We start from the raw sequence: 20,516 nt of genomic DNA on the forward strand, positions 1-20,516 counted from the left end.
CAGAGAGACAAATCCAGATGGACATGAGTGTTTTCGATCTGTTCAAGATCGGTATCGGGCCATCGAGCTCGCATACGGTGGGCCCGATGGTGGCGGCACGCCGCTTCCTGCTCGAATGCGGTTCGCTCGAGGAAGCGGTCGGCGTCGAAGCCCACCTGTACGGGTCGCTGGCCCTGACCGGCGTCGGCCACGCGACCGACAAGGCCGTCATTCTCGGCCTGATGGGCGAGACCCCGCAGGACATCGCTCCTGATACGGTCGAGGACAAGCTCGCGGAAGCGGAACTGGACGGCGTGCTGCGCCTGCTGGGGACAAAAGAAGTGCCGTTTTCCGCCAAGACGGGCCTGGCCTGGCACATGGCCTCCACGCTGCCGGAACACCCGAACGGCATGCGCTTCGTGTTGAAACTGCGTGACGGCAGCCATATCGAACGCATCTATTATTCGGTCGGCGGCGGCTTCATCACCGCGGCCGGCGAAGCCCAGGTGCGCGCGTCCGAGCCTCCTGGCACCCAGGCCGTGTCCGTGCCGTTCCCCTTCGACACCATGGTGCAGTTGCTCGAGCAGGGCAAGCGCCACGGCCTGTCGATCCCGCACATGCTGCGCGCGAACGAACTGGTGCGCATGACCGAGGCCGAGCTGGACGCTGGCCTGGACCGGATCTGGAACGTGATGCACGACTGTATCGCGCACGGCCTGGTCACCGAAGGCCAGCTGCCCGGCGGCCTGAACGTCAAGCGGCGCGCGGCCAAGCTGTGGAAGCAGGCGCATTGCGTCGAAGGCAAGCGCGTCAACGAATTGCCCCACGATTCGACCCACCACGTCACCTTGTACGCGATGGCCGTGAACGAGGAAAACGCGGCCGGCGGACGCGTCGTCACGGCGCCGACGAATGGCGCGGCCGGTATCATCCCGGCGGTGCTGCGCTACTACGCCGAGGACTGCCGCCCGAGCAACGCCGCGCGCGGCATCCGCGATTTCCTGCTGACCTCCAGCGCGATCGGCATGCTGTGCAAGAAGAATGCCTCGATTTCCGGTGCCGAAGTCGGCTGCCGGGGCGAGGTCGGCGTCGCTTGCGCGATGGCGGCGGCCGGCCTGGTGGCGGCGCTCGGCGGCAGCAACGAACAGATCGAGAACGCCGCCGAAATCGGCATCGAGCACCACCTCGGCATGACCTGCGACCCGATCGGCGGGCTGGTGCAGATCCCCTGTATCGAGCGCAACGGCATGGGCGCGATCAAGGCCATCACTGCCGCTTCGCTGGCACTCAAGGGCGACGGTACCCACTTCGTCAGCCTCGACAACGTCATCGAGACGATGCGCCAGACCGGGGCGGACATGCAGGCGAAGTACAAGGAGACCTCGCTTGGCGGGCTGGCGGTGCACGTGGTAACGGTGAATCACGCGGCTTGCTGAGCTAAATATCGTCGCTTTCAGGGTGGGCGGGGCCGCCGAGGCGCCCCGTGCCACGCGGTGGGGACATGCCATCCCCGCTGCACCAATCTCGACCGCATCCGCAGGATTCCCCGGCCCGCACTATAATAAAAGAATCAACGCGAGCCCAACCGGATCATCCTACGTATGCACTATGTCTCCACCCGCGCGACGAGCGCGTCCGCTTCCCGCAATCCGGAAACCTTCTCGACCATCCTGCTGGGCGGCCTGGCCCCTGACGGCGGCCTGTACATGCCGGCCGAGTACCCGCGTGTGACAAGCGAGGAGCTCGACGCCTGGCGCCGCCTTTCCTACGCCGAGCTGGCCTTCGAGGTGCTGCGCAAATTCGCCACCGACATCCCTGACGACGACCTGCGCGCGCTCACCCGCAAAACCTATACGCCCGAGGTTTACCGCAACGCTAGAAACGACGAGTCCGCGGAAGACATCACGCCCCTGCGCACGCTGGAGGACGAGGGCGGGCGCAAGCTGATGTTGCAATCGCTGTCGAACGGCCCGACCCTGGCCTTCAAGGACATGGCGATGCAGTTGCTGGGCAACCTGTTCGAGTATGCACTGGCGAAGAATGGCGATGAGCTCAACATCTTCGGGGCCACCTCGGGCGACACCGGCAGCGCCGCCGAATACGCGATGCGCGGCAAGCGCGGCGTCAAGGTGTTCATGCTCTCGCCGAGCGGGAAGATGAGCGCCTTCCAGACCGCGCAGATGTTCAGCCTGCAGGACCCGAACATCTTCAACATCGCCGTCGACGGCGTGTTCGACGACTGCCAGGACCTCGTGAAAGCCGTGTCGAACGACCTGGCCTTCAAGGCGCGCCACAAGATCGGCACCGTCAATTCGATCAACTGGGCGCGCGTGGTGGCCCAGGTTGTCTACTACTTCCGCGGCTATCTCGCGGCCACGGCGAACAACGAGCAGAAGGTCTCGTTCACGGTCCCCTCGGGGAACTTCGGGAATGTCTGCGCCGGCCATATCGCGCGCATGATGGGCCTGCCCATCGACCGACTGGTGGTGGCCACCAACGAGAACGACGTGCTCGACGAGTTCTTCCGCACCGGCGTCTACCGCGTGCGCAAAAGCGCGGAGACTCTCCACACCAGCAGCCCGTCGATGGACATCTCCAAGGCGTCGAACTTCGAGCGCTTTGTCTACGACCTGGTCGGGCGCGACAGCGAGCGTACCCACGCCCTGTTCCGCAAGGTCGACACCCACGGCGGCTTCGACCTGTCGGGCAGGCCCGGCGCGGACGGCGACGAGTTCGCGCGCGTGGGCGAGTACGGCTTCGCTTCCGGCAAGTCGACCCATGCCGACCGCCTGGAGACGATCCGCATGGCTTTTGATGACTACGGCATCGTGGTCGACACCCACACCGCCGACGGCATCAAGGTCGCGCGCGAGCACCTCGAACCGGGCGTGCCGATGATCGTGCTGGAAACCGCGCTCGCGGCCAAGTTCAACGAGACCATCCTCGACGCATTGGGCGAGGACGCCCCGCGTCCCGCCGGCTTCGAGGACATCGAGTCGCTGCCGCAGAAGTTCGTGCTGATGCGCCCGAACGTCGACGAGATGAAGACCTTCATCGCCGCGCATACCGGACTATGAGGGGACTGTGAACATGGGTCCGAACGACAAAGCCGCAGCGCGGCCGATGCTGAGCGTGCGCGAAGCCCTCGATACGCTGCTGGCCGCGGCGCGTCCGGTAGCGGAGGTGGAACAGGTGCCGACATTGGCGGCGAACGGCCGCGTGCTGGCGCAGGACGCCGCATCGACCATCGCGGTGCCGTCCGCCGATAACACCCAGATGGATGGCTACGCCGTGCGCGCGGCCGACTGCATCGATGGCGCCGCCACCCTGAAGGTAAGCCAGCGCATCCCCGCCGGCACCGTCGGCGAGCCGCTCGAACCCGGTACGGCAGCGCGCATCTTCACCGGCGCCCTGATTCCGCCGGGTGCCGATGCGGTAGTGATGCAGGAGCAGTGCGAAGCCGCCGGCGACATGGTGACGATCCGCCATGCGCCAAAGGCCGGCGAATGGATCCGCCGCGCCGGCGAAGACATCCGCGCCGGTGCGACCATCCTGTCGGCGGGCACGCGCCTGCGCAGCCGTGGAGCTGGGCCTGGCCGCATCGGTTGGACTGGCGACGCTGCCCGTGCACAGGCGCCTGCGCGTGGCGGTCTTCTTCACTGGCGACGAACTGACCATGCCGGGCGAAGCACCCGGCGGGCAGCTGCCGCCGGGCGCGATCTACAACTCGAACCGCTTCACCCTGCGCGGCCCTGCTGGAGAACTTCGGTTGCGAGATCGCGGACCTCGGCATCGTGCCCGACACGCTGGACGCCACCCGCGCGGCGCTGCGCGAAGCGGCGCGCACGAACGACCTGATCATCACCTCGGGCGGCGTGTCCGTCGGCGAGGAAGACCACATCAAGCCTGCAGTGGAAGCGGAAGGGTCGCTGAACATGTGGCAGATCGCCGTCAAGCCGGGCAAGCCGCTCGCGTTCGGCGAGGTGCGCAAGGAAGGCGGCGATACCGCGTTCTTCCTCGGCCTGCCGGGCAATCCCGTCTCGAGCTTCGTCACCTTCCTGCTGTTCGTGCGTCCCTTCCTGCTGCGCCTGCAGGGCGTGAGCGGGCCGGTCGAGCCGCGCGCCTGGATGGTGCGCGCAGACTTCAACCTGCCCAGGGCCGATCGCCGCAACGAATTCCTGCGCGCGCGCATCAATGCCGGAGGAGGCCTGGACCTGTTCCCGAATCAGGGCTCGGGGGTACTGAGCTCGACCGTCTGGGGCGATGGCCTGGTCGACAATCCGGCCGGACGCACTATTCAAGAGGGCGACATGGTGCGCTTCATTCCCTTCAGCGAACTGCAGCACTAAGAGCGAGAGCATGGACATCGAATTGCGGTTTTTCGCCTCCGTGCGCGAGGCGCTCGGCACCAGCAACGAAAAGGTGGCGCTGCCGGAAGGCGTGGAGACGGTGGGCGCCGTGCGCGCACCTGGTCGAGCGTGGCGGCGCCTGGGCGGCGGCGCTCGGGCCGGAGCGCGCACTGCGCATGGCCTTCAATCATGTGATGTGCGGGCCGGAGACGGTAATCGAGGAGGGCGGGGAAGTGGCCTTCTTCCCGCCTGTGACCGGGGGGTAGACCCGACGCCGCTTGCGGACAGGGTTTGATCCCGCAGGGTGGACGGCTCGCCATTCAGGCCCACGGCCTGAATGGCTCCACGCGGTCAACGCACGGGTGCAGGCCGACATCCGAGGGGAAGCGCGATGCGTACGCGTGGACGGGAAACCCGTCCACGCTACGGCCATGCCTACAGCGCTGCGATCGACTTTTCGGCCAGCGCCAGCAGTTTGGCGCAATTGTCGCTGCGCGCACCGAAGTCGCGCCAGGCCGTCGTGCGCGCCATCTCCTGCCACTTCTTCAGCGTTTCAAGGTCCATGTCGACCACGCGCGCCCCGACGCGCGAGTAGACGCTGGCGACCGCCGCATCGTCGGCCTGCGCCATGCGCAGCGCGAACTTTTCCAGGTCCGCACCCACCTTCAGGATGGCCGCCTGCTGGTCCTTGTGGAGGCGGTCGAACACCGTCTTCGACATCAGGAGCGGCTCGAGCATGAACCAGTAGCCGCCGCCGCGCGGCGTGGTCAGCGCGCCCGACACGTCCTGCAGGCGGAACGAGATCAGCGAGGTCGAGGACGTGAAGGCGGCGTCGAGCGCGCCGCTTTTCATGGCGTTGTGGATTTCGTTGGACGGCACGTTGACCACCACGCCGCCGGCTTCCTGCAGGACCAGGTCCATCTCGCGCGAGCCGCCGCGCACCTTCAGGCCGCGCACGTCTTCCGGTGCCGGGATGGGCGCGCCGCGACGACGCGACGCCGCCGGTCTGCCAGATCCAGCTGACGATGACGAGGCCCTGGTCGGCCAGGATGCGGGTCAGCTCGCGCCCGACCTCGGCGTTCTTCCAGCCATAGCCCTGGGAGTACGAGGTGACCAGGCCCGGCATCAGGCCGATGTTCGCTTCCGGCGCCTCGGCGGCGGCATATGACAGCGGCACCAGGGCCAGGTCGAGGCCGCCCTTGCGCAGTGCGCTGAACTGGCTGTTGGCCGGCATCAGGGCAGAATTCGGATAAATGGAAAACTTCAGGCCGCCGCGGGTGTGCTTCTCGACCTCGGTGGCGAACATGCGGCAGAGGCGGTCGCGGAAGTCGCCTTCCGTGATGCTACCGCCGGGGAACTGGTGCGAGATCTTCATCGATTGCGAAGCAGCCCAGGCGCTTTGCAACCAAAAGGGGCTGGACGCGATCGCGCCCAGCACGGTCCTGCGGGCCAGGAGCGGCCCTGTCTTCAACGACATATTCATCCTCCAAGATGAGCAAACGAACTACCGGGCGAATCGTGGGCACATCGGGGTGCCCATCGTTCACATGTGTGCAGAGTACAGACTGATCTTATGCACTTTGGTGCATATAAGAATATTCTTTCGAGAATGCTTGTCAAGCAGAATATTGTTGTCTTAACAAATGCACCGTGAATAACTCGGCAGTATCGGGCCTGTCGCACCCGCCACGCTTAAGACCCGTCAAGGAGGAGGGCTTCCTACTTCTTGTCGAGGCGATCGCACACACCGCAGGCGATGCCGCGCCTCATGTTGCGGTAGCGCGTGCCGACAAACAGGGCCGAGGCGACGAGGGCCCAGGCCAATGCATAGGGCCAGGCGCGCGCGAAGAGCTCGCCGCGCGCCATGTCGACGCCGAGCAACAGGCCGAACATCGAGCAGGCAGCGGCACAGTACTGGACGATCCAGTGCGAGAGTGGGGGCATGGCGGACTCCTTCACAGTTTGTCCAGGAAGCGGCGCAGGACGGCGTTCGTCGCCTGCGGCTGGTCGATCATGGCGAAGTGGCGGGCGTTGTCGACGGGCTCGACCTGGAGCCGCTGCGTGCCCGTCATCAGCTCCCGATAGTAGGCCAGCTTGTCGGCAGCAAGCATGCCGCCCGCCGTGGCGGCGTCGGGGCCGTACCGGGGCGCCAGCACCAGCACCGGCGCCGTGATCCGCGGCAGGCCTGGACGCAGGTCGCGCGCCAGCACGGCACCGACCCAGCTTGCCACGGCCGCCGGGTCGCTGCGCGCGGTGAGCTGGGCCAGGTCGTCGGCCTTGCCCATGTCGACCGCGCCGATGCTGCGCATGTACTGGCGTTGCTGGGCCGCGAAGGCGGGCGGCGGCGTGGCAGCCATGCGCTGGCGCATGTTCTCCGCCATGGCCGCGCGTTGTTCGGGCGGCGTATCTTCGCTGCGCGGCATCACCGGCAAGCCATCGATGCTGACCACGCCACCAATGCGCGCGCCCATGTCCTCGGCCAGCGCAATGGCCAGGGTGCCGCCCAGGCTGTGGCCGACAAGTACCGGCCTGGACAGCTTGCGCGAATCGATCAGTTCCGCGAGCGCGGCCCTGGCCGCATCGAACGGTCGCGCCATTGACGCCCGGGCGGCCGTCGAAGCCCGGCAGCGTCACGACGTAGAGGGCGCGGGTGGGTGCGAATTCGCGCACCACTTCCTGCCACACCCATCCGCCGGTCGCCAGGCCGGGAATCAGGATCATGGCCGGTCCGTTGGCGCGGCCGTGGCGCTCGACCAGCATGCCCGAGCTCGAACTGTTCGGCGGGTGCGGGGGCTGCTGCAAAGCGGTTCGGCGCGACCGCGGAAGCTGCGGGAGCGAGGGCTGAGGCAACCGGGGCGGCGGATGCGCTTGCAAGGCCGAGGACAACTGCGAACGACAAGACTGCTTTCATGCTGGCTCCTGGTCGGGGTGGAAGATGGTTTCGATCGGTTGCTGGAACAATGTGGAAATCGCGAAGGCAAGGGGCAGGCTGGGGTCGTAGCGCCCGGTCTCGATGGCGATCACGGTCTGGCGCGACACGTCGAGCAGCTCGGCCAGGTGGGCCTGGCTCCAGCCCCGTTCGGCGCGCAGGTCGCGGATCAGGTTCTTCATCGGCCTGCCAGCTTGCGTACGATGCCGACGACGCCGGTGCCTCCGCAGAGCACGCACCAGACGCTGAACATCGAGAGTTTCGGATAGCCGGCGATTTCGAGAAAGCCGTAGCTGAAGGTGAGCCCGGCCGTCAGCGCCGCGCTGAGGGCCACGTTCTCCAGCAGGCGCATGCGCACGAATTCGTCCACGCGTCCCACCTGGCGCACGATGGCCCAGATGGCGGCGGCGAAGCCGATCATGGGGCTGAGGAGGATGAGCGTGCGCAGGGCGCCGGGCGCCATCGGGCGGCCGACGTGGATGGCCACTCCCAGGATCAGCGCATACAGCGCAATGGCGCCGAACAGTTCGCGATGATAGATCCGGGCAACGCGTTTTTCGTGCATGTCGAACTCCGTGGTGTAAAGGATGCTTTACATCGTAGGCGCACCGGCGCCCGATGTCAAGCGACCTTTACATCTGTCTCGCACACCGCAAACTCGTCTACAATGCGCCTCCGATTCCCGCGCACCAGCCAGCATGCCAGCTTCCTCGCCACCTCCACCCCGCGTCGCCATCGTCGGCGCCGGTCCGCCGGCCTGATGGCGGCCGAAGTCCTTGCCGCGGGCGGCGCCACGGTCGACGTCTACGATGCGATGGCCTCGAGCGCGCGCAAGTTCCTCCTGGCCGGGAAGGGCGGCATGAACATCACCCATTCCGAACCGCTGCCCGATTTCCTGGGGGCGCTACGGGTCGCGCACGGGCGAAGTGGCGCGCTGGCTGGAGGGCTTTGGCCCGGCCGAGGTGCGCGCCTGGATCCATGCGCTCGGCATCGATACCTTCGTCGGCAGCTCCGGCCGCGTCTTCCCGGCCGACATGAAGGCGGCGCCGCTGCTGCGCGCCTGGCTGCACCGCCTGCGCGAAGCGGGCGTGCGCTTCCATACGCGCCACCGCTGGCAGGGCTGGCGCGAGGGCCAGCTCGTCTTCGCAACGCCCGAGGGCGAACGGCTCGAGAAGGCCGACGCGACGGTTCTTGCGCTTGGCGGCGCCAGCTGGGCGCGCCTCGGTTCGGACGGGGCCTGGGTCCCGCTGCTGGCCGAACGCGGCGTGGAAGTTGCGCCGCTCGTGCCCAGCAACTGCGGCTTCGACACCGACTGGAGCGCGCATTTCAGCGAGAAGCACGCCGGCAGCCCGCTCACGACGGTGGCGATCGCCCATGAGGATGCGCATGGCGCACGGGCGCGCCGCCAGGGCCAGTTCGTGGTGACGGCGACCGGCATCGAGGGCAGCCTGGTGTATGCCTTATCGGCGCCGCTACGCGAGCAGATCGCCGCACGCGGCAGTGCCACGATCTGGCTCGACCTGCTGCCGGACCTGGCGGCCGCACGCGTGATGGATGAGGTGACGCGCCCGCGCGGCTCTCGCTCGATGGCGAGCCACCTGCAAAGCCGCCTCGGCATCAAGGGCGTGAAAGCGGGCCTGCTGCACGAATGCCTGACGCGCGAGCAATACGCCGACCCGACCGGCTGGCGCAGGCGCTCAAGGCGCTGCCGCTGGTATTGAAACGCACGCGCCCGATCGACGAAGCCATCAGCAGTGCGGGCGGCGTGCGTTTCGAGGCGCTCGACCCCAACGGCATGCTGCGCGCGCTGCCTGGCGTATTCGTGGCCGGCGAAATGCTCGACTGGGAGGCACCGACCGGCGGCTACCTGCTGACCGCCTGTTTCGCCAGCGGCCGCGCGGCCGGCAGGGGTGTGTTGGAATGGATGGGCGCCTGAGCGGCATCAAGCCGGCTCACTGCTCGAAGCGCACGTCCCCGCTGCCGGTGCGGCTGACGCTGCGCTGGGACGGCTCGCCATACACTTCCACATCGCCGCTGCCGCTGACCGAGGCGGCCAGGGTTTCGCGCGCGGTGACACTGGTGTTGCCCGATCCCGTCTGGCGCACCTTCACGCGTTCGGCGCGCAGGCGCTGGGCATCGAGGGTGCCGGAACCGTCCGATTCGACCGAGACGCTGCGTGCGGCGCCGGCCAGCGTGAGCGAGCCTGAACCGGAGAGCCTCGCCTCGATCTCGTCGCCGTTGCCGGCGTCGAGTGTCAGGTCGCCGCTGCCCTGCACCGCGGCGTGGGCCTGGCGGTAGCGGCCATTGAAGACGATGCTGCCCGAGCCATTGAGCTCGACCTCTATGCGTTCTCCAGAGAAGCCGTTGACGACAGTGTCGCTGCTGCCGTCGACGGCCACGCGGTCCAGCGCCGGCAGCGTCAGTTCCACCGCCAAGGGCCCGCGATGGCGCAGCACGATGCCGCGCGTGCCGATATGCAGCACCCGGCCGTCCTGCACCGTCTCGATATTGGCCAGCAGGCGTTCTTCGCCGCGCACGACCAGCTGCGGCTGGGCGCCATAGCGCAGGGTCAGGTCGATCGGGCCGGACAGCTCGACCGCGCGCACGTCGTGCCCGACCGTGCGGGTCTGTTCGTCCATCATGCGGCCTTCGAGGCGTGCCGGGCCGCCGTGCGTGCGCAGGGCGCCGAAGGCGAGGCCGATCAGCACGAAAGCCAGCAGTAGCAGGCCCAGGCCCACCCGTAACAAGGCGCGCATCGATTTTCCTTATCCGCCCCGCAGCAGGGCCATGTTCATTTGCAGGTAGCGTTTCGCGCCCAGCCCCGCGTAGCGGGTGATCACGATCGACAGCAGGAACAGCAGGATGCCGCCGACGACCATGGCCAGCCCGAGCGCGGCCTGGGTCATGCGCGACTCTTCGTCCATGTCGGTCGAAATCTCGATGGCGCTGCCGGCCACGCGCTCCGCGCCACGCACCACGCGCGAGGGCGACACGGCGCCGTCTTCGGCCTTCTCGTCGACCACCTCGATGCCGTGCTCGCCGATCGTCACCCGGGTGCGCGCGCTCGGTGCCGACTCGACGGCGACCCGCGCAGCGGGCCGTCCAGCACGAGTTCGTTGGCACCGGCCAGGCCGCTGGCCGTGAGGGCGATGCCGCCGATATAGAAACCGAAAGCGCCCACGTACAGCGCGGCCAGGAGCGCACCGAACACCGCGGCGGGAATGACCATGAACAGATTGAAGATCAGGAGTCCGACGACCGACACGAGCATGCGCAGCAGGTTGGCCGGGTTCTTCTGCTCGGCGAAGGCGTTCATGTGGGTGTTGGCGCGCAGCGTCAGCGCGACCTTCTTCGGGTCGTCGAGTTCGCGGCCAATCTCGTCTTCGCGGCGGCCGCTATTGACGCCGTCGACGAAACGCTGCTCGTACCAGGCCAGGGTCTTGGCCTGCAGCTCGGGCGGCAGGCCGAGCATGGCGCGCTTGAGCTGGTCGAGGTATTCCAGTTTGCCCATGGGTGCTGTGGTCTCGTCAGGCGTGGCCGAGGGCGAACATCGAGAGCAGGGCGGGCGTATGCGCGCCAGCGCGGCCGCCGAACAGTTCCGGCAGCACGAGCGCCGCCGTACTGGCCGCAACCAGGGCGAGGACGGCGATGGCCGAGAGGCCCAATCTGTAGTGCAGGTTCCAGCGCATGTGTGTGTCTCGCGTGTGCCGCGTGCGGCGAAGTGGGGTAGTGCTATCGGATGCTGCTACTGTACGGATCCGGCCGGCCCCTGGCCAGGGGCGTGCGACAAACTGTCGTTTTGAGGGGCCGGGCTGCGCCCTTCGATGATGACCGCGGCGGCGTCCTGGCCGCTGCGCACCGCCGACTCGAGGGTGGCGGGGTAGTCGCCGGCCGTGTAATCGCCCGCCAGGGCGAGCCCCGGGAAGTGGCGTGGCGTTCGGCGGACGCACCAGGCCAGGCGTGCAGGCGAAGGTCGCGCGCTTTTCGGTGATCACGCGGGTCCACAGCGGCTCGGCCAGCGCCGGGTTGCCGAAGGCCTCGGCCAGCTGGGCGGCGACCAGGCGTGCCAGCGCTTCCTGCGGCAGCGCGGCGGCAGCTGCCGCGGCGCTGATCACGACGGCGACCAGGCCGGCCTGGCTGGCATCGAGCTGGCCGCGGTCGAACGCGAACTGGCCATGGCGGCCTTGCGCGGCATCGTCGAGCAGGGCGCAGAAGGGCAGCGGCAGGCGCAGCGCCGTATCGTATTGCAGGTAGCAGGTGGCGATCGGCTGGTAGTCGAAAGCCTGCAGCTGGCCAGTCAGCGTGGCGGCTTCGGGGAAGGGGACCAGCAGCGCCGCGGCCCCCGTGGGCGGCAAGGCCAGCACGACGGCATCGAACACAGCGGCGCCCTGGCGCTCGACCCGCAGCTCCCAGCCGGCGGCCAGCCGTGCCAGCCCCGCGACCTTGGCGCCATGGTGCACGACGCCGCCCCGGGCCGCCAGGTGGCGCGCCGCCGCCTGCGGGAACAGGGCGCCCAGTTCCACGCGCGGGATCAGCATGTCGGACGCGGCGCGGCGCGCGCCCAGGCTGTCGCGCAGCACCGCCGCCGAACACGTTGGCCGAGGCCTCCTCGAGCGGGGTATTGAGTGCGGCCAGGCACAGCGGGCGCCACATCAGCGCAACCAGGCGCGGCGTCTGCTCGAAGCGCTCCAGCAGCTCGGCGACGGGAACATCCGTGTTCAGGCGCCAGCCCATCCAGCGTGCGCTGGTGGAAAAGCGGCCCAGTGCCAGCTTGTCTTCGCGGCCCAGGCCTTTGGCGCGCAGCAGCCCGACGATCATGTGCCAGGGCGCCGGCAGGCGGGGGGCGACCAGGTCCATGCCGCCGCTGCCCTGTGGGTAGCGCATCTGCAGCGGCAGGCGCAGCAGGGCCCGGTCCCGGTCGACCTCGAGGCGCTTCAGGAGGCGCAGGGTCTGGTCGTAGGCGCCGAGCAGGATGTGCTGGCCGTTGTCCAGCATGCGGCCTTGCAGTTCGACGCCGCGCGCGCGTCCGCCCAGGGTGCGGCTGGCTTCGAACAGCGTGACGCGCTGGCCCTCGCGCGCGAGCGCCAAAGCCGCCGCGCAGCCAGCCCAGCCGCCGCCGACGACGGCGACCGAGCGGGCGCCAGCCGTCTTTCTAGTTGCGAACATAGGTCTTCCACGCCAGCCAGAGTTTCCTCAGCGGGGTGAGCGAGATGCGCTGGTTCAGCACGTGGAAACCGTCGCGCGCGATCTCGTCGAGCAGCGTGCGGTAGATGGCCGACATCATCAGCCCCGGACGCTGGGCGCGCCGGTCTTCCTTCGGCAGCAGCGCCAGCGCCTCGTCATACATCTTCTGCGCGCGCTCGGTCTGGAAACGCATCAGCGCCTCGAATTTGTCGCTGTGGCGCGCGTTCAGCAAATCGGCCGCCGTCACGCCGAACTGCTGCAGCTCGTTCACCGGCAGGTAGATGCGGCCCTTGCGCGCATCTTCGCCGACGTCGCGGATGATATTGGTCAGCTGGAAGGCCAGGCCCAGCTTCTCGGCGTACTGCAGGGTTTGGGGATTGGTGACCCCGAAAATGCTGGCCGAGAGGATGCCGACCACGCCGGCCACGTGCCAGCAGTACTTGCGCAGGCCCGCATAGTCCAGGTAGCGGCTCTGGTCGAGGTCCATCTCCATGCCGTCGATGATCGCCTGCAGGTGCTGCTCTTCCAGGTGATAGACCTCCAGGTGGGGCTTGAGGGCCTGGGTCACCGGATGCGTCGGCGTGCCTTTGACCATGCTCGACACTTCCGTGCGCCACCAGGCCAGCTTGATGCGTGCCAGCGACGCGTCGGTCGCCTCGTCGACCGTGTCGTCGACCTCGCGGCAAAAGGCGTACAGGGCCGTGATGGCGCGCCGGCGCTCCGGGGCGAGGAACAGGAAACTGTAATAGAAGCTGGAGCCGCTCTGGACCGTCTTTTGCTGGCAGTATTCGTCAGGAGACATGTAAAAATGACAATGTTAGGCGTTGCGAATGCGCTATCTTAGCCGATGGCGGGCTCCGCGCGGGCGGCGCGCCGGCTTTTTCGCGGGTGTTCAGCGCATGCGCAGGGCGCGCCACAGCATGACGAGGTAGTCCGCCTTGCCCAGTACGGGGCGCTGGCGGTAGACGTCGAAGCCGGCGCGCTCGATGCGTTCGAGGATACGCAGGCCGCCCTGCACGACCAGGCGCAGCTCCCAGCCGATGCGCCCGGGCAGGCGCGCGGCGAGCGGGGCGCCCCCCAGCATCAGGGCGCGGGCGCGCTCGACCTCGAAGGCCATCAGGGCGCGAAAGGCCGGCGTGTCGGCCTGCGCCAGGATATCCGCCTCGTCTACCCTGAAGCGCGCCAGGTCTTCCCGCGGCAGGTAGATGCGCCCCTTGGCGATGTCGACGCCGACGTCCTGCCAGAAGTTGATCAGCTGGAGGGCGCTGCAGATGGCATCCGAGTCCTGCAAGTCGCGCTCGTCCTGGATGCCATACAGGGCCAGCATCAGGCGCCCGACCGGGTTGGCCGAGCGCCGGCAATAGTCGAGGAGCAGCGGATAGTCGGCGTAGCGCGTGGTGACCACGTCCTGGCGGAAGGCCGACAGCAGGTCGCGCAGCGGCTGCAGCGGCAGCCTGAATGCGGCGACGGCAGCGGCCAGGCGCGCGAATACCGGATCGGAAGGGACCGCGCCGGCAGCGATCTCGTCGAGCCCGGCCTCGTAACGGGTCAGGCCGGCCAGCCGTTCGGCGGGCGTTGCGTCGCCTTCGTCGGCGACGTCGTCGGCGCCGCGCGCGAACGCATAGATGGCCTCGACGGCAGGCACGAGGCGGCGCGGCAGCAGGATGGAAGCGACAGGGAAGTTTTCGTAGTGGTCGACGGGCATGGGGTGGCGCGACGCATTTGCGAGCGTCGCGTCATATGAAATGCGGGTTTGCATGAATATCATGATTATAATTGTCGGCTTGGCAGTATGCGGACCCGGCTTGCAGCTTTGCTGCTGATCATCCTTATGCAAGCTGCTGCCAGCGAACGTTTCAAGACCGAACAATAAAGGATACGCCCCGTGAGCATGCCGACCCACTCTTCCGCCCGCCTTCCGGTTCGTGGGCCTCGCCCGATCACCGTCCTGGCCATGGCGCTGAGCCTGCTGCTGGCCGCCTGCTCGAAGGACGAGCCGCCGCCACCGCTGCGCCCGGTACGCGCCGCCGTGCTGACGCCCGCTGCGGGTGGTGCCAGCACCGAGTTTTCCGGCGAGGTGCGCCCACGCATCGAGTCGCGCCTGGGCTTTCGGGTCGCCGGCAAGATCACCGCGCGCAAGGTGGATGTCGGCGCCCCGGTGAAAAAGGGGGACGTGCTGATGCAGCTCGATCCGCAAGACCTGCGGCTGGCGGCGGCGGGCGCCCAGGCCAGCCTGCGCGCGGCCGAGACCAACCGCGACCTGGCCAGCGCCGACTTCAAGCGCTACCAGGAATTGCGTGCCAAGAACTTCGTCAGCCAGTCCGTGCTCGACTCGAAGCGGGCCGCCCTGCGCGCCGCCCAGGCCGAAGCCGACGCCGCCCGCGCCGCCTACCGCGGCCAGTCGAACCAGGCGGGATATGCCAGCCTGGTGGCCGACATCGACGGCGTGGTCACCGGCATCGACGCCGAGGTCGGCCAGGTGGTGAACGCCGGCACGCCGGTGGTGCGCGTGGCCCGGACCGACGAGATGGAGGTCGTGATCGGGATCCCCGAGGACCAGGTCGGCGGGCTGCGCAATGTGACGGCCGTGCTGGTGCGCCTGTGGGCGAACCAGGGGCCAGGCGATTCCTGGCCGGGTGCGCGAGGTGTCGCCGGTGGCCGACCCCGCTACCCGCACCTATGCGGCGCGCATCGCGATCCCGCCGCGTGCGGACGTACGCCCGGGAATGACAGCCACGGTGCAGTTTGCTTCCAGCAGCGGGGGCAGCGGCCTGCGCGCGCCCCCTGACCGCGCTGTACCACGAAAAGGGTGCGACGAGCGTCTGGGTGGTGGAGAACGGCGCCGTGCGCCTGGTTCCGGTACAGGTCAATGCCCTGGTCGGCAACGACGTGCTGCTCGGCGGCGGCGTCAAGGCCGGCCAGACCGTGGTCACGGCCGGCGTCAACATGCTGCGCAATGGCCAGAAGGTGCGCATCCTCAGCGCCGATGTCGCCCGCCGCGGCGACACCGAGGCGGCCGCCACGGGTGGCGCGGCCGCGGGCGGGGCCGCAAGCGGGGGACGCAAATGAGGGGCTTCAACCTGTCGCGCTGGGCGCTCGAGAACATCCCGCTGACGCGCTACCTGATCGCGGCGCTGCTCATCGGCGGTATCCTCAGCTACGGCCAGCTCGGCCAGGACGAGGATCCCCCCTTCACCTTCCGCGCCATGGTCGTGCGTGCCGTCTGGCCGGGCGCGACCGCGGTGCAGATGGCCGAGCAGGTGACCGACAAGCTCGAGAGGAAGCTGCAGGAAACGCCCTATATCGACCGCATCCGCAGTTTTTCGAAACCCGGCGAGACGACCATCATCCTCGAGCTGCGCGAGTCGACGCCGCCGAAGGACGTGCCCGACTCCTGGTACCAGGTACGCAAGAAAATCGGCGATATCCAGGGGACGCTGCCGGCCGGCGTCATCGGTCCCTTCTTCAACGACGAGTTCGGCGACACCTACGGCTCCATCTTCGCGCTTTCGGGCGACGGCTTCACCTATGCCGAAATGAAGGATTACGCCGATTTCGTGCGCCAGCAGCTGCTTGGCGTGCCGCTGGTGGCCAAGGTCGAACAGTTCGGCGTGCAGAACGAAAAGGTCAACATCCTGTTCTCGAACAAGAAATTCGCCCAGCTCGGCGTGCCCTTCGAGCAGATCGTCAACCAGCTGGCGACGCAGAACGGGATCGAACCGGCGGGCGTGCTGGTCACGCCCACCGACAACCTGCAGGTACGCGTGACCGGCGCGATCCGCAGCGTGCGCGAGCTGGAAGACCTGCAGCTGCGCGCCGGCTCGACCACATTCCGCCTGGGCGATTTTGCGGTCGTCAAGCGCGCCTACCAGGATCCTCCCGTCGAGAAGATGCGCTATAACGGCAAGGAGGTGATCGGCCTGGGTGTGTCGATGGAGAAGGGCGGCAATATCATCAAGCTGGGCAAGTCGCTCGACGAAACGGCGGAGCGCATCCGCGAGCAGCTGCCGGTAGGTATCGAGCTGGAACGGGTGTCGAACCAGCCGCTGGCGGTGACGAGTTCGGTGAACGAATTCATCCGCACCCTGATCGAGGCGGTGTTCATCGTGCTGGCCGTCAGTTTCGTGGCGCTGGGCCTGCATACCAGGCCCAAGCTGTCGATCGATGTGCGCCCAGGGCTGGTGGTGGCGCTGACCATCCCCCTGGTGCTGGCGATCACCTTCCTCTTCATGCGCATGCTCGACATCTCGCTGCACAAGGTGTCGCTGGGCGCGCTGATCATCGCGCTCGGCTTGCTGGTGGACGACGCGATCATCGCCGTCGAGATGATGGTGCGCAAGATGGAGGAGGGCTTGTCGCGCTTCGAGGCGGCCACCTATGCCTACACCTCGACCGCGATGCCGATGCTGACCGGCACCCTGATCACGGCCGCCGGTTTCCTGCCGATCGGGTTGGCCAAGTCGGCCGCAGGCGAATACACCTTCTCGATGTTCTCGGTGAATGCCATTGCCCTGCTGGTGTCGTGGATTGTTGCCGTCACGTTCACGCCCTACATCGGCTTCATCCTGCTGAAAGTGAAGCCACACGCGCCCGGCCACTCGCACCACGACGTGTTCGATACGCCGATGTTCCAGCGCTTCCGCCGCCTGGTTACCTGGTGCGTGGAATTTCGCATGATGACGATTGCCTTGAGCCTGGCCGTGTTCGCGCTGGGCGTGTTCGGCTTCAAGTTCATCGAGAAGCAGTTCTTCCCGGACTCGAGCCGGCCGGAACTGATGGTCGAGATGTGGCTGCCGGAGGGCACGAGCTTCGCCGCCAACGAAGTGCTGGTGAAGAAGTTCGAGGCTTTCGTGCGCAAGCAGGAGGGCGTGGAGAGCATCACGAGCTATGTCGGCACCGGCAGCCCGCGCTTCTACCTGCCGCTCGACCAGATCTTCCCGCAGTCGAACGTGTCGCAGTTCGTCGTGCTGCCGGTTGACGCCGCCGCGCGCGACCGACTGAAGGCCAGAATCGAAGACGTGTTCCGCAACGACTTCCCGGAAGCACGTGGGCGCGTCAAACTGCTGCCGAACGGGCCCCCGGTGCCGTATCCGGTGCAGTTCCAGGTGGCCGGTCCCGATATCGGCGTCGTGCGCGGCCTGGCCGACCAGGTGAAGGACGTCCTGCGCGCCAATCCGAATGCGGTGGGCGTGAACGACAACTGGAACGAATCGGTCAAGGTGTTGCGCCTCGACCTGGACCAGGACAAGTTGCGCGCGCTCGGCGTTACCTCGCAATCGGTGCGGCGGGCGATTGCCACCGTGCTGTCGGGCACGACCATCGGCCAGTTCCGCGAGACTAACGAGCTGATCGACATCGTCGTGCGCCAGCCGGTCGAGGAGCGTTCGACGATCTCGGTGTTGCAGGAAACGAATATCCCGACTGCTTCGGGGCGCTCGGTGACGCTCGGCCAGGTGGCACGCGTCGAATTCGTCTGGGAGCCGGGCGTGATCTGGCGCGAAGGGCGCGAGTGGGCGATCATGGTGCAGTCGGATGTGGTGGCCGGTATCCAGGGGCCGACCGTTTCCGGGCAAGTGAGCGACAAGCTGGCCGGCATCCGCGAGAAACTGCCGGCGGGTTACCGCGTGACGCTGGAGGGCGCGGCGGCCGACAGCTCGGAAGCGGAAGCATCGATTTCCGCCAACGTGCCGCTGGTATTGTTCATCGTCTTCACGCTGCTGATGCTGCAACTGCACAGCTTCTCGCGCGCGCTGCTGGTGTTCCTGACCGGGCCGCTGGGCGTGGCGGGGGCGGCGATGGCGCTCCTGATCCTGAACCGTCCTTTCGGCTTCGTCGCCAACCTGGGCGTGATCGCCCTGTTCGGCATGATCATCCGCAACTCCGTCATTCTGGTCGACCAGATCGAGCAGGACATCAAGGCCGGCGCCGAGCCCTGGGACGCGATCGTCGAGGCCGCGGTGCGCCGCTGCAGGCCGATCCTGCTGACGGCCGCCGCCGCCGCGCTGGCCATGATCCCGCTGTCGCGCTCGGTGTTCTGGGGGCCGATGGCGGTGGCGATCATGGGGGGCTTGCTGGTGGCGACGGCCTTGACGCTGCTGTTCCTGCCTGCGCTGTATGCGGCGTGGTTCAGGGTGAAGAAGCCGGTGCGTTGACGGCGGGTGCATGAATGCGCGTTAGTGGCCGGCGTCGGTGCCAATTCGCGTGGGCTCGAGAGCCCACCCTACGAAACCAGCGATACGTAGGGTGGAGTCCTGACTCCACGCGGTCCACCGGTCGAGTTGACGCGCCATCGTTGGCAACGTGATTTCGTAGGGTGGGCTTTCAAGCCCACGCGGTCTCACCGCCGGATTCCGCGCGGCGACTGACGGCAACCGGGCCGTCCGCACGCCCCGCCATATATGCACACCACCTACGCCCCGCACTCCATCAAATTTCATACTGTAGTGTCAGAAAATCCAGTAAAATACCGGGTTGAAGTTGTAGCCCCTAAACAATGGAGTGCAAGGGCGGCCGGTTTGACTCTCGGGCGCCCTTTGTTTTTGTGGCAATATGCAATCCTGCGCGAGGATGGCGAAATTGGTAGACGCACCAGGTTTAGGTCCTGACGCCAGCAATGGTGTGGGGGTTCGAGTCCCCCTCCTCGCACCACGAATAATTATTTTTTTGGACGATTTTTACGATGGCAACTGCAGTCGAAACCCTGGGTAAACTCGAGCGTCGCTTGACGATCACTTTTCCGCTGAGCGACGTCCGTACGGAAGTTGAGAAACGCCTCAAGAAGCAGGCCAAGACCGCCAAGGCACCTGGTTTCCGTCCAGGCAAAGTGCCGCTGAAGATGGTCGCTGCCCAGTACGGCTACCAGATCGAATCCGACGTGCTCAACGACCGCGTCGGCCGCGCCTTCAACGACGCCGCCAACGAGAACGGCCTGCGCGTTGCCGGTTTCCCGAAAATCGAGCCGAAGCAGGACGCACCGGAAGGCATGCTGGCCTTCGACGCGACCTTCGAAGTTTTCCCTGAAGTCAAAATCGGCGACCTCGCCGGCGTCGACATCGAAACCGTGTCGGCCGAAGTCACCGACGTCGAGATCGACAAGACCATCGACATCCTGCGCAAGCAGCGCGTGCACTACCACACCAAGGGCGAGGCAGGCGAGCACGGCGACGGCGGCGAAGCCGTGGCTGCCAATGGCGACCGCGTGACGGTCGACTTCGTCGGCGTCATCGATGGCGTGGAATTCCCAGGCGGCAAGGCTGACGACTACGCCTTCGTGCTCGGCGAAGGCCGCATGCTGCCGGAATTCGAAGCCGCGACCGTCGGCCTGAAAGTGGGCGAGAGCCGCACCTTCCCGCTGGCTTTCCCTGAGGATTACCATGGCAAGGACGTGGCCGGCAAGACCGCTGAGTTCACCATCACTTTGACCAAGCTGGAATGGGCGCACATGCCCGAAGTCGACGCCGAATTCGCACGTTCGCTGGGCATCGAAGACGGCTCGATCGAAAAAATGCGCGCCGACATCAAGACCAACCTGGAGCGTGAAGTCAACGCCCGCGTCAAGGCCCGCAACAAGGAAGCCGTGATGGACGCGCTGGTGAAGGTCACCGAGATGGACGTTCCGACCGTCATGATCCAGCAGGATTCCGAGCGCCTGGCCGAGCAGACCCGCCAGGACATGGCCCAGCGCGGCATGGACGTCAAGAACATGCCGTTCCCGACCGAACTGTTCGCCGAGAAGGCCGAGCGCCGCGTGCGCCTGGGCCTGATCCTGTCGCAGCTGGTGAGCGAAAACAGCCTGGAAGCAACGCAAGAGCAGGTGAAGGCGCAGATCGAAGACTTCGCACAGAGCTACGAAGATCCGAAGGAAGTGCTGAAGTACTACTACAGCGACCGTCGTCGCCTGGGTGAAGTCGAAGCCCTTGTATTGGAAGAAAACGTCGTTAACTATGTACTTGGCAAGGCGAAGGTCAGTAGCAAGGCCGTCGCTTTCGATGAATTGATGGGCAGCAACCCACAAGCTTGAGCGAAGTCGTAAGCTCGGCGACTGGACCCTCAGGGGACGGTCGCCCGGCCGCTTC

The 20,516-nt window shown here is 67.0% G+C and carries 16 protein-coding genes, 1 tRNA gene and 5 pseudogenes; 10 read left to right on the plus strand and 12 right to left on the minus strand.

All coding sequences use genetic code 11. From position 1 onward, the window contains the following. The first annotated feature begins 17 nt into the window (after positions 1–17). The 4 genes and pseudogenes from G4G28_RS11805 (at position 18) to moaD (ending at position 4,594) form a co-directional block, all read left to right on the plus strand. Positions 18–1,415: an L-serine ammonia-lyase gene (locus G4G28_RS11805; protein ID WP_182988409.1), complete on the plus strand. Its 1,398-nt coding sequence runs from the start codon at positions 18–20 to the stop codon at positions 1,413–1,415. A gap of 165 nt (positions 1,416–1,580) precedes the next feature. Further along, complete coding sequence (gene thrC / locus G4G28_RS11810; protein WP_182988410.1) at positions 1,581–3,056, plus strand: threonine synthase; 1,476 nt, start codon at positions 1,581–1,583, stop codon at positions 3,054–3,056. A 46-nt stretch (positions 3,057–3,102) separates the two neighbouring features. Continuing rightward, positions 3,103–4,328 (plus strand): annotated as a pseudogene (gene glp, locus G4G28_RS11815) (gephyrin-like molybdotransferase Glp). Between the two features lie 10 nt (positions 4,329–4,338). Then, positions 4,339–4,594 (plus strand): annotated as a pseudogene (gene moaD / locus G4G28_RS11820) (molybdopterin converting factor subunit 1). Between the two features lie 169 nt (positions 4,595–4,763). Here moaD and dctP read toward each other — a convergent pair. From dctP to G4G28_RS11845, 5 genes and pseudogenes are all read right to left on the minus strand, one after another. Further along, a pseudogene (gene dctP, locus G4G28_RS11825) lies at positions 4,764–5,805 on the minus strand (TRAP transporter substrate-binding protein DctP). A gap of 242 nt (positions 5,806–6,047) precedes the next feature. Continuing rightward, positions 6,048–6,272: a hypothetical protein gene (locus G4G28_RS11830; RefSeq protein ID WP_182988412.1), complete on the minus strand. Its 225-nt coding sequence runs from the start codon at positions 6,270–6,272 to the stop codon at positions 6,048–6,050. Positions 6,273–6,283: 11 nt separating this feature from the next. Next, on the minus strand, positions 6,284–6,925 hold the full coding sequence (locus tag G4G28_RS11835) for an alpha/beta fold hydrolase (RefSeq protein ID WP_229508045.1): 642 nt from the start codon (positions 6,923–6,925) through the stop codon (positions 6,284–6,286). 310 nt (positions 6,926–7,235) lie between these two features. After that, positions 7,236–7,439 (minus strand): helix-turn-helix transcriptional regulator, encoded by a 204-nt coding sequence (locus G4G28_RS11840; RefSeq protein WP_183108397.1) that lies wholly within the window; start codon positions 7,437–7,439, stop codon positions 7,236–7,238. Next, entirely contained in the window at positions 7,436–7,822 is a 387-nt protein-coding gene (locus tag G4G28_RS11845; protein ID WP_182988413.1) for a hypothetical protein, read from the minus strand. Before G4G28_RS11845 ends, G4G28_RS11840 begins: the two co-directional genes overlap by 4 nt. 133 nt (positions 7,823–7,955) lie before the next feature. Here G4G28_RS11845 and G4G28_RS11850 point away from each other — a divergent pair. After that, positions 7,956–9,193: pseudogene (locus G4G28_RS11850) on the plus strand (TIGR03862 family flavoprotein). Between the two features lie 16 nt (positions 9,194–9,209). Here the strand turns inward: G4G28_RS11850 and G4G28_RS11855 are convergent. The 7 genes and pseudogenes from G4G28_RS11855 to hpnC form a co-directional block, all read right to left on the minus strand. Further along, positions 9,210–10,013: a head GIN domain-containing protein gene (locus G4G28_RS11855; protein WP_183108398.1), complete on the minus strand. Its 804-nt coding sequence runs from the start codon at positions 10,011–10,013 to the stop codon at positions 9,210–9,212. A gap of 9 nt (positions 10,014–10,022) precedes the next feature. Further along, a complete protein-coding gene (locus G4G28_RS26035; protein ID WP_229425024.1) occupies positions 10,023–10,307 on the minus strand; it encodes a hypothetical protein in 285 nt (94 codons plus the stop codon). Beyond that, positions 10,304–10,768 (minus strand): DUF1700 domain-containing protein, encoded by a 465-nt coding sequence (locus G4G28_RS26040; protein ID WP_229425025.1) that lies wholly within the window; start codon positions 10,766–10,768, stop codon positions 10,304–10,306. Before G4G28_RS26040 ends, G4G28_RS26035 begins: the two co-directional genes overlap by 4 nt. A gap of 16 nt (positions 10,769–10,784) precedes the next feature. Further along, positions 10,785–10,946 (minus strand): hypothetical protein, encoded by a 162-nt coding sequence (locus tag G4G28_RS11865; protein WP_183108399.1) that lies wholly within the window; start codon positions 10,944–10,946, stop codon positions 10,785–10,787. A 56-nt stretch (positions 10,947–11,002) separates the two neighbouring features. Then, a pseudogene (hpnE, locus tag G4G28_RS11870) lies at positions 11,003–12,423 on the minus strand (hydroxysqualene dehydroxylase HpnE). After that, on the minus strand, positions 12,410–13,243 hold the full coding sequence (gene hpnD / locus G4G28_RS11875) for a presqualene diphosphate synthase HpnD (protein WP_182988414.1): 834 nt from the start codon (positions 13,241–13,243) through the stop codon (positions 12,410–12,412). The pseudogene hpnE and the gene hpnD overlap by 14 nt, the downstream one beginning before the upstream one ends. Before the next feature lie 90 nt (positions 13,244–13,333). Further along, entirely contained in the window at positions 13,334–14,146 is an 813-nt protein-coding gene (gene hpnC, locus G4G28_RS11880) for a squalene synthase HpnC (RefSeq protein WP_183108400.1), read from the minus strand. 249 nt (positions 14,147–14,395) lie between these two features. On the opposite strand from hpnC, the gene G4G28_RS11885 reads away from it, so the two are divergent. From G4G28_RS11885 to tig, 5 genes are all read left to right on the plus strand, one after another. Beyond that, entirely contained in the window at positions 14,396–15,229 is an 834-nt protein-coding gene (locus G4G28_RS11885; protein ID WP_229508046.1) for an efflux RND transporter periplasmic adaptor subunit, read from the plus strand. A 38-nt stretch (positions 15,230–15,267) separates the two neighbouring features. Further along, positions 15,268–15,510, plus strand: coding sequence for a hypothetical protein (locus G4G28_RS26045; RefSeq protein ID WP_229508047.1), 243 nt, complete (start codon positions 15,268–15,270; stop codon positions 15,508–15,510). Continuing rightward, positions 15,507–18,593 carry an efflux RND transporter permease subunit gene (locus tag G4G28_RS11890; protein WP_183108401.1) on the plus strand — a complete coding sequence of 1,029 codons (3,087 nt, stop codon included), beginning with the start codon at positions 15,507–15,509 and terminating at the stop codon, positions 18,591–18,593. The genes G4G28_RS26045 and G4G28_RS11890 overlap by 4 nt, the downstream gene beginning before the upstream one ends. Before the next feature lie 409 nt (positions 18,594–19,002). Continuing rightward, positions 19,003–19,089 (plus strand) — tRNA-Leu (locus tag G4G28_RS11895). A gap of 31 nt (positions 19,090–19,120) precedes the next feature. After that, positions 19,121–20,461 carry a trigger factor gene (gene tig, locus G4G28_RS11900; protein WP_182988416.1) on the plus strand — a complete coding sequence of 447 codons (1,341 nt, stop codon included), beginning with the start codon at positions 19,121–19,123 and terminating at the stop codon, positions 20,459–20,461. Positions 20,462–20,516 lie beyond the last annotated feature (55 nt).

Origin of the sequence: Massilia sp. Dwa41.01b, assembly GCF_014171775.1 — a bacterium.
Lineage (GTDB): Bacteria > Pseudomonadota > Gammaproteobacteria > Burkholderiales > Burkholderiaceae_D > Telluria.

Excerpts from the sequence above, each read along its gene's own strand:
- G4G28_RS11830 (WP_182988412.1), bottom strand. The coding sequence starts at position 6,272 with ATGCCCCCACTCTCGCACTGGATCGTCCAGTACTGTGCCGCTGCCTGC.
- hpnD (WP_182988414.1), bottom strand. The coding sequence starts at position 13,243 with ATGTCTCCTGACGAATACTGCCAGCAAAAGACGGTCCAGAGCGGCTCC.
- G4G28_RS11890 (WP_183108401.1), top strand. The coding sequence starts at position 15,507 with ATGAGGGGCTTCAACCTGTCGCGCTGGGCGCTCGAGAACATCCCGCTG.
- G4G28_RS11865 (WP_183108399.1), bottom strand. The coding sequence starts at position 10,946 with ATGCGCTGGAACCTGCACTACAGATTGGGCCTCTCGGCCATCGCCGTC.
- G4G28_RS11805 (WP_182988409.1), top strand. The coding sequence starts at position 18 with ATGGACATGAGTGTTTTCGATCTGTTCAAGATCGGTATCGGGCCATCG.
- tig (WP_182988416.1), top strand. The coding sequence starts at position 19,121 with ATGGCAACTGCAGTCGAAACCCTGGGTAAACTCGAGCGTCGCTTGACG.
- G4G28_RS11835 (WP_229508045.1), bottom strand. The coding sequence starts at position 6,925 with ATGGCGCGACCGTTCGATGCGGCCAGGGCCGCGCTCGCGGAACTGATC.
- G4G28_RS11845 (WP_182988413.1), bottom strand. The coding sequence starts at position 7,822 with ATGCACGAAAAACGCGTTGCCCGGATCTATCATCGCGAACTGTTCGGC.
- thrC (WP_182988410.1), top strand. The coding sequence starts at position 1,581 with ATGCACTATGTCTCCACCCGCGCGACGAGCGCGTCCGCTTCCCGCAAT.
- G4G28_RS11855 (WP_183108398.1), bottom strand. The coding sequence starts at position 10,013 with ATGCGCGCCTTGTTACGGGTGGGCCTGGGCCTGCTACTGCTGGCTTTC.
- hpnC (WP_183108400.1), bottom strand. The coding sequence starts at position 14,146 with ATGCCCGTCGACCACTACGAAAACTTCCCTGTCGCTTCCATCCTGCTG.
- G4G28_RS11885 (WP_229508046.1), top strand. The coding sequence starts at position 14,396 with ATGGCGCTGAGCCTGCTGCTGGCCGCCTGCTCGAAGGACGAGCCGCCG.
- G4G28_RS11840 (WP_183108397.1), bottom strand. The coding sequence starts at position 7,439 with ATGAAGAACCTGATCCGCGACCTGCGCGCCGAACGGGGCTGGAGCCAG.
- G4G28_RS26040 (WP_229425025.1), bottom strand. The coding sequence starts at position 10,768 with ATGGGCAAACTGGAATACCTCGACCAGCTCAAGCGCGCCATGCTCGGC.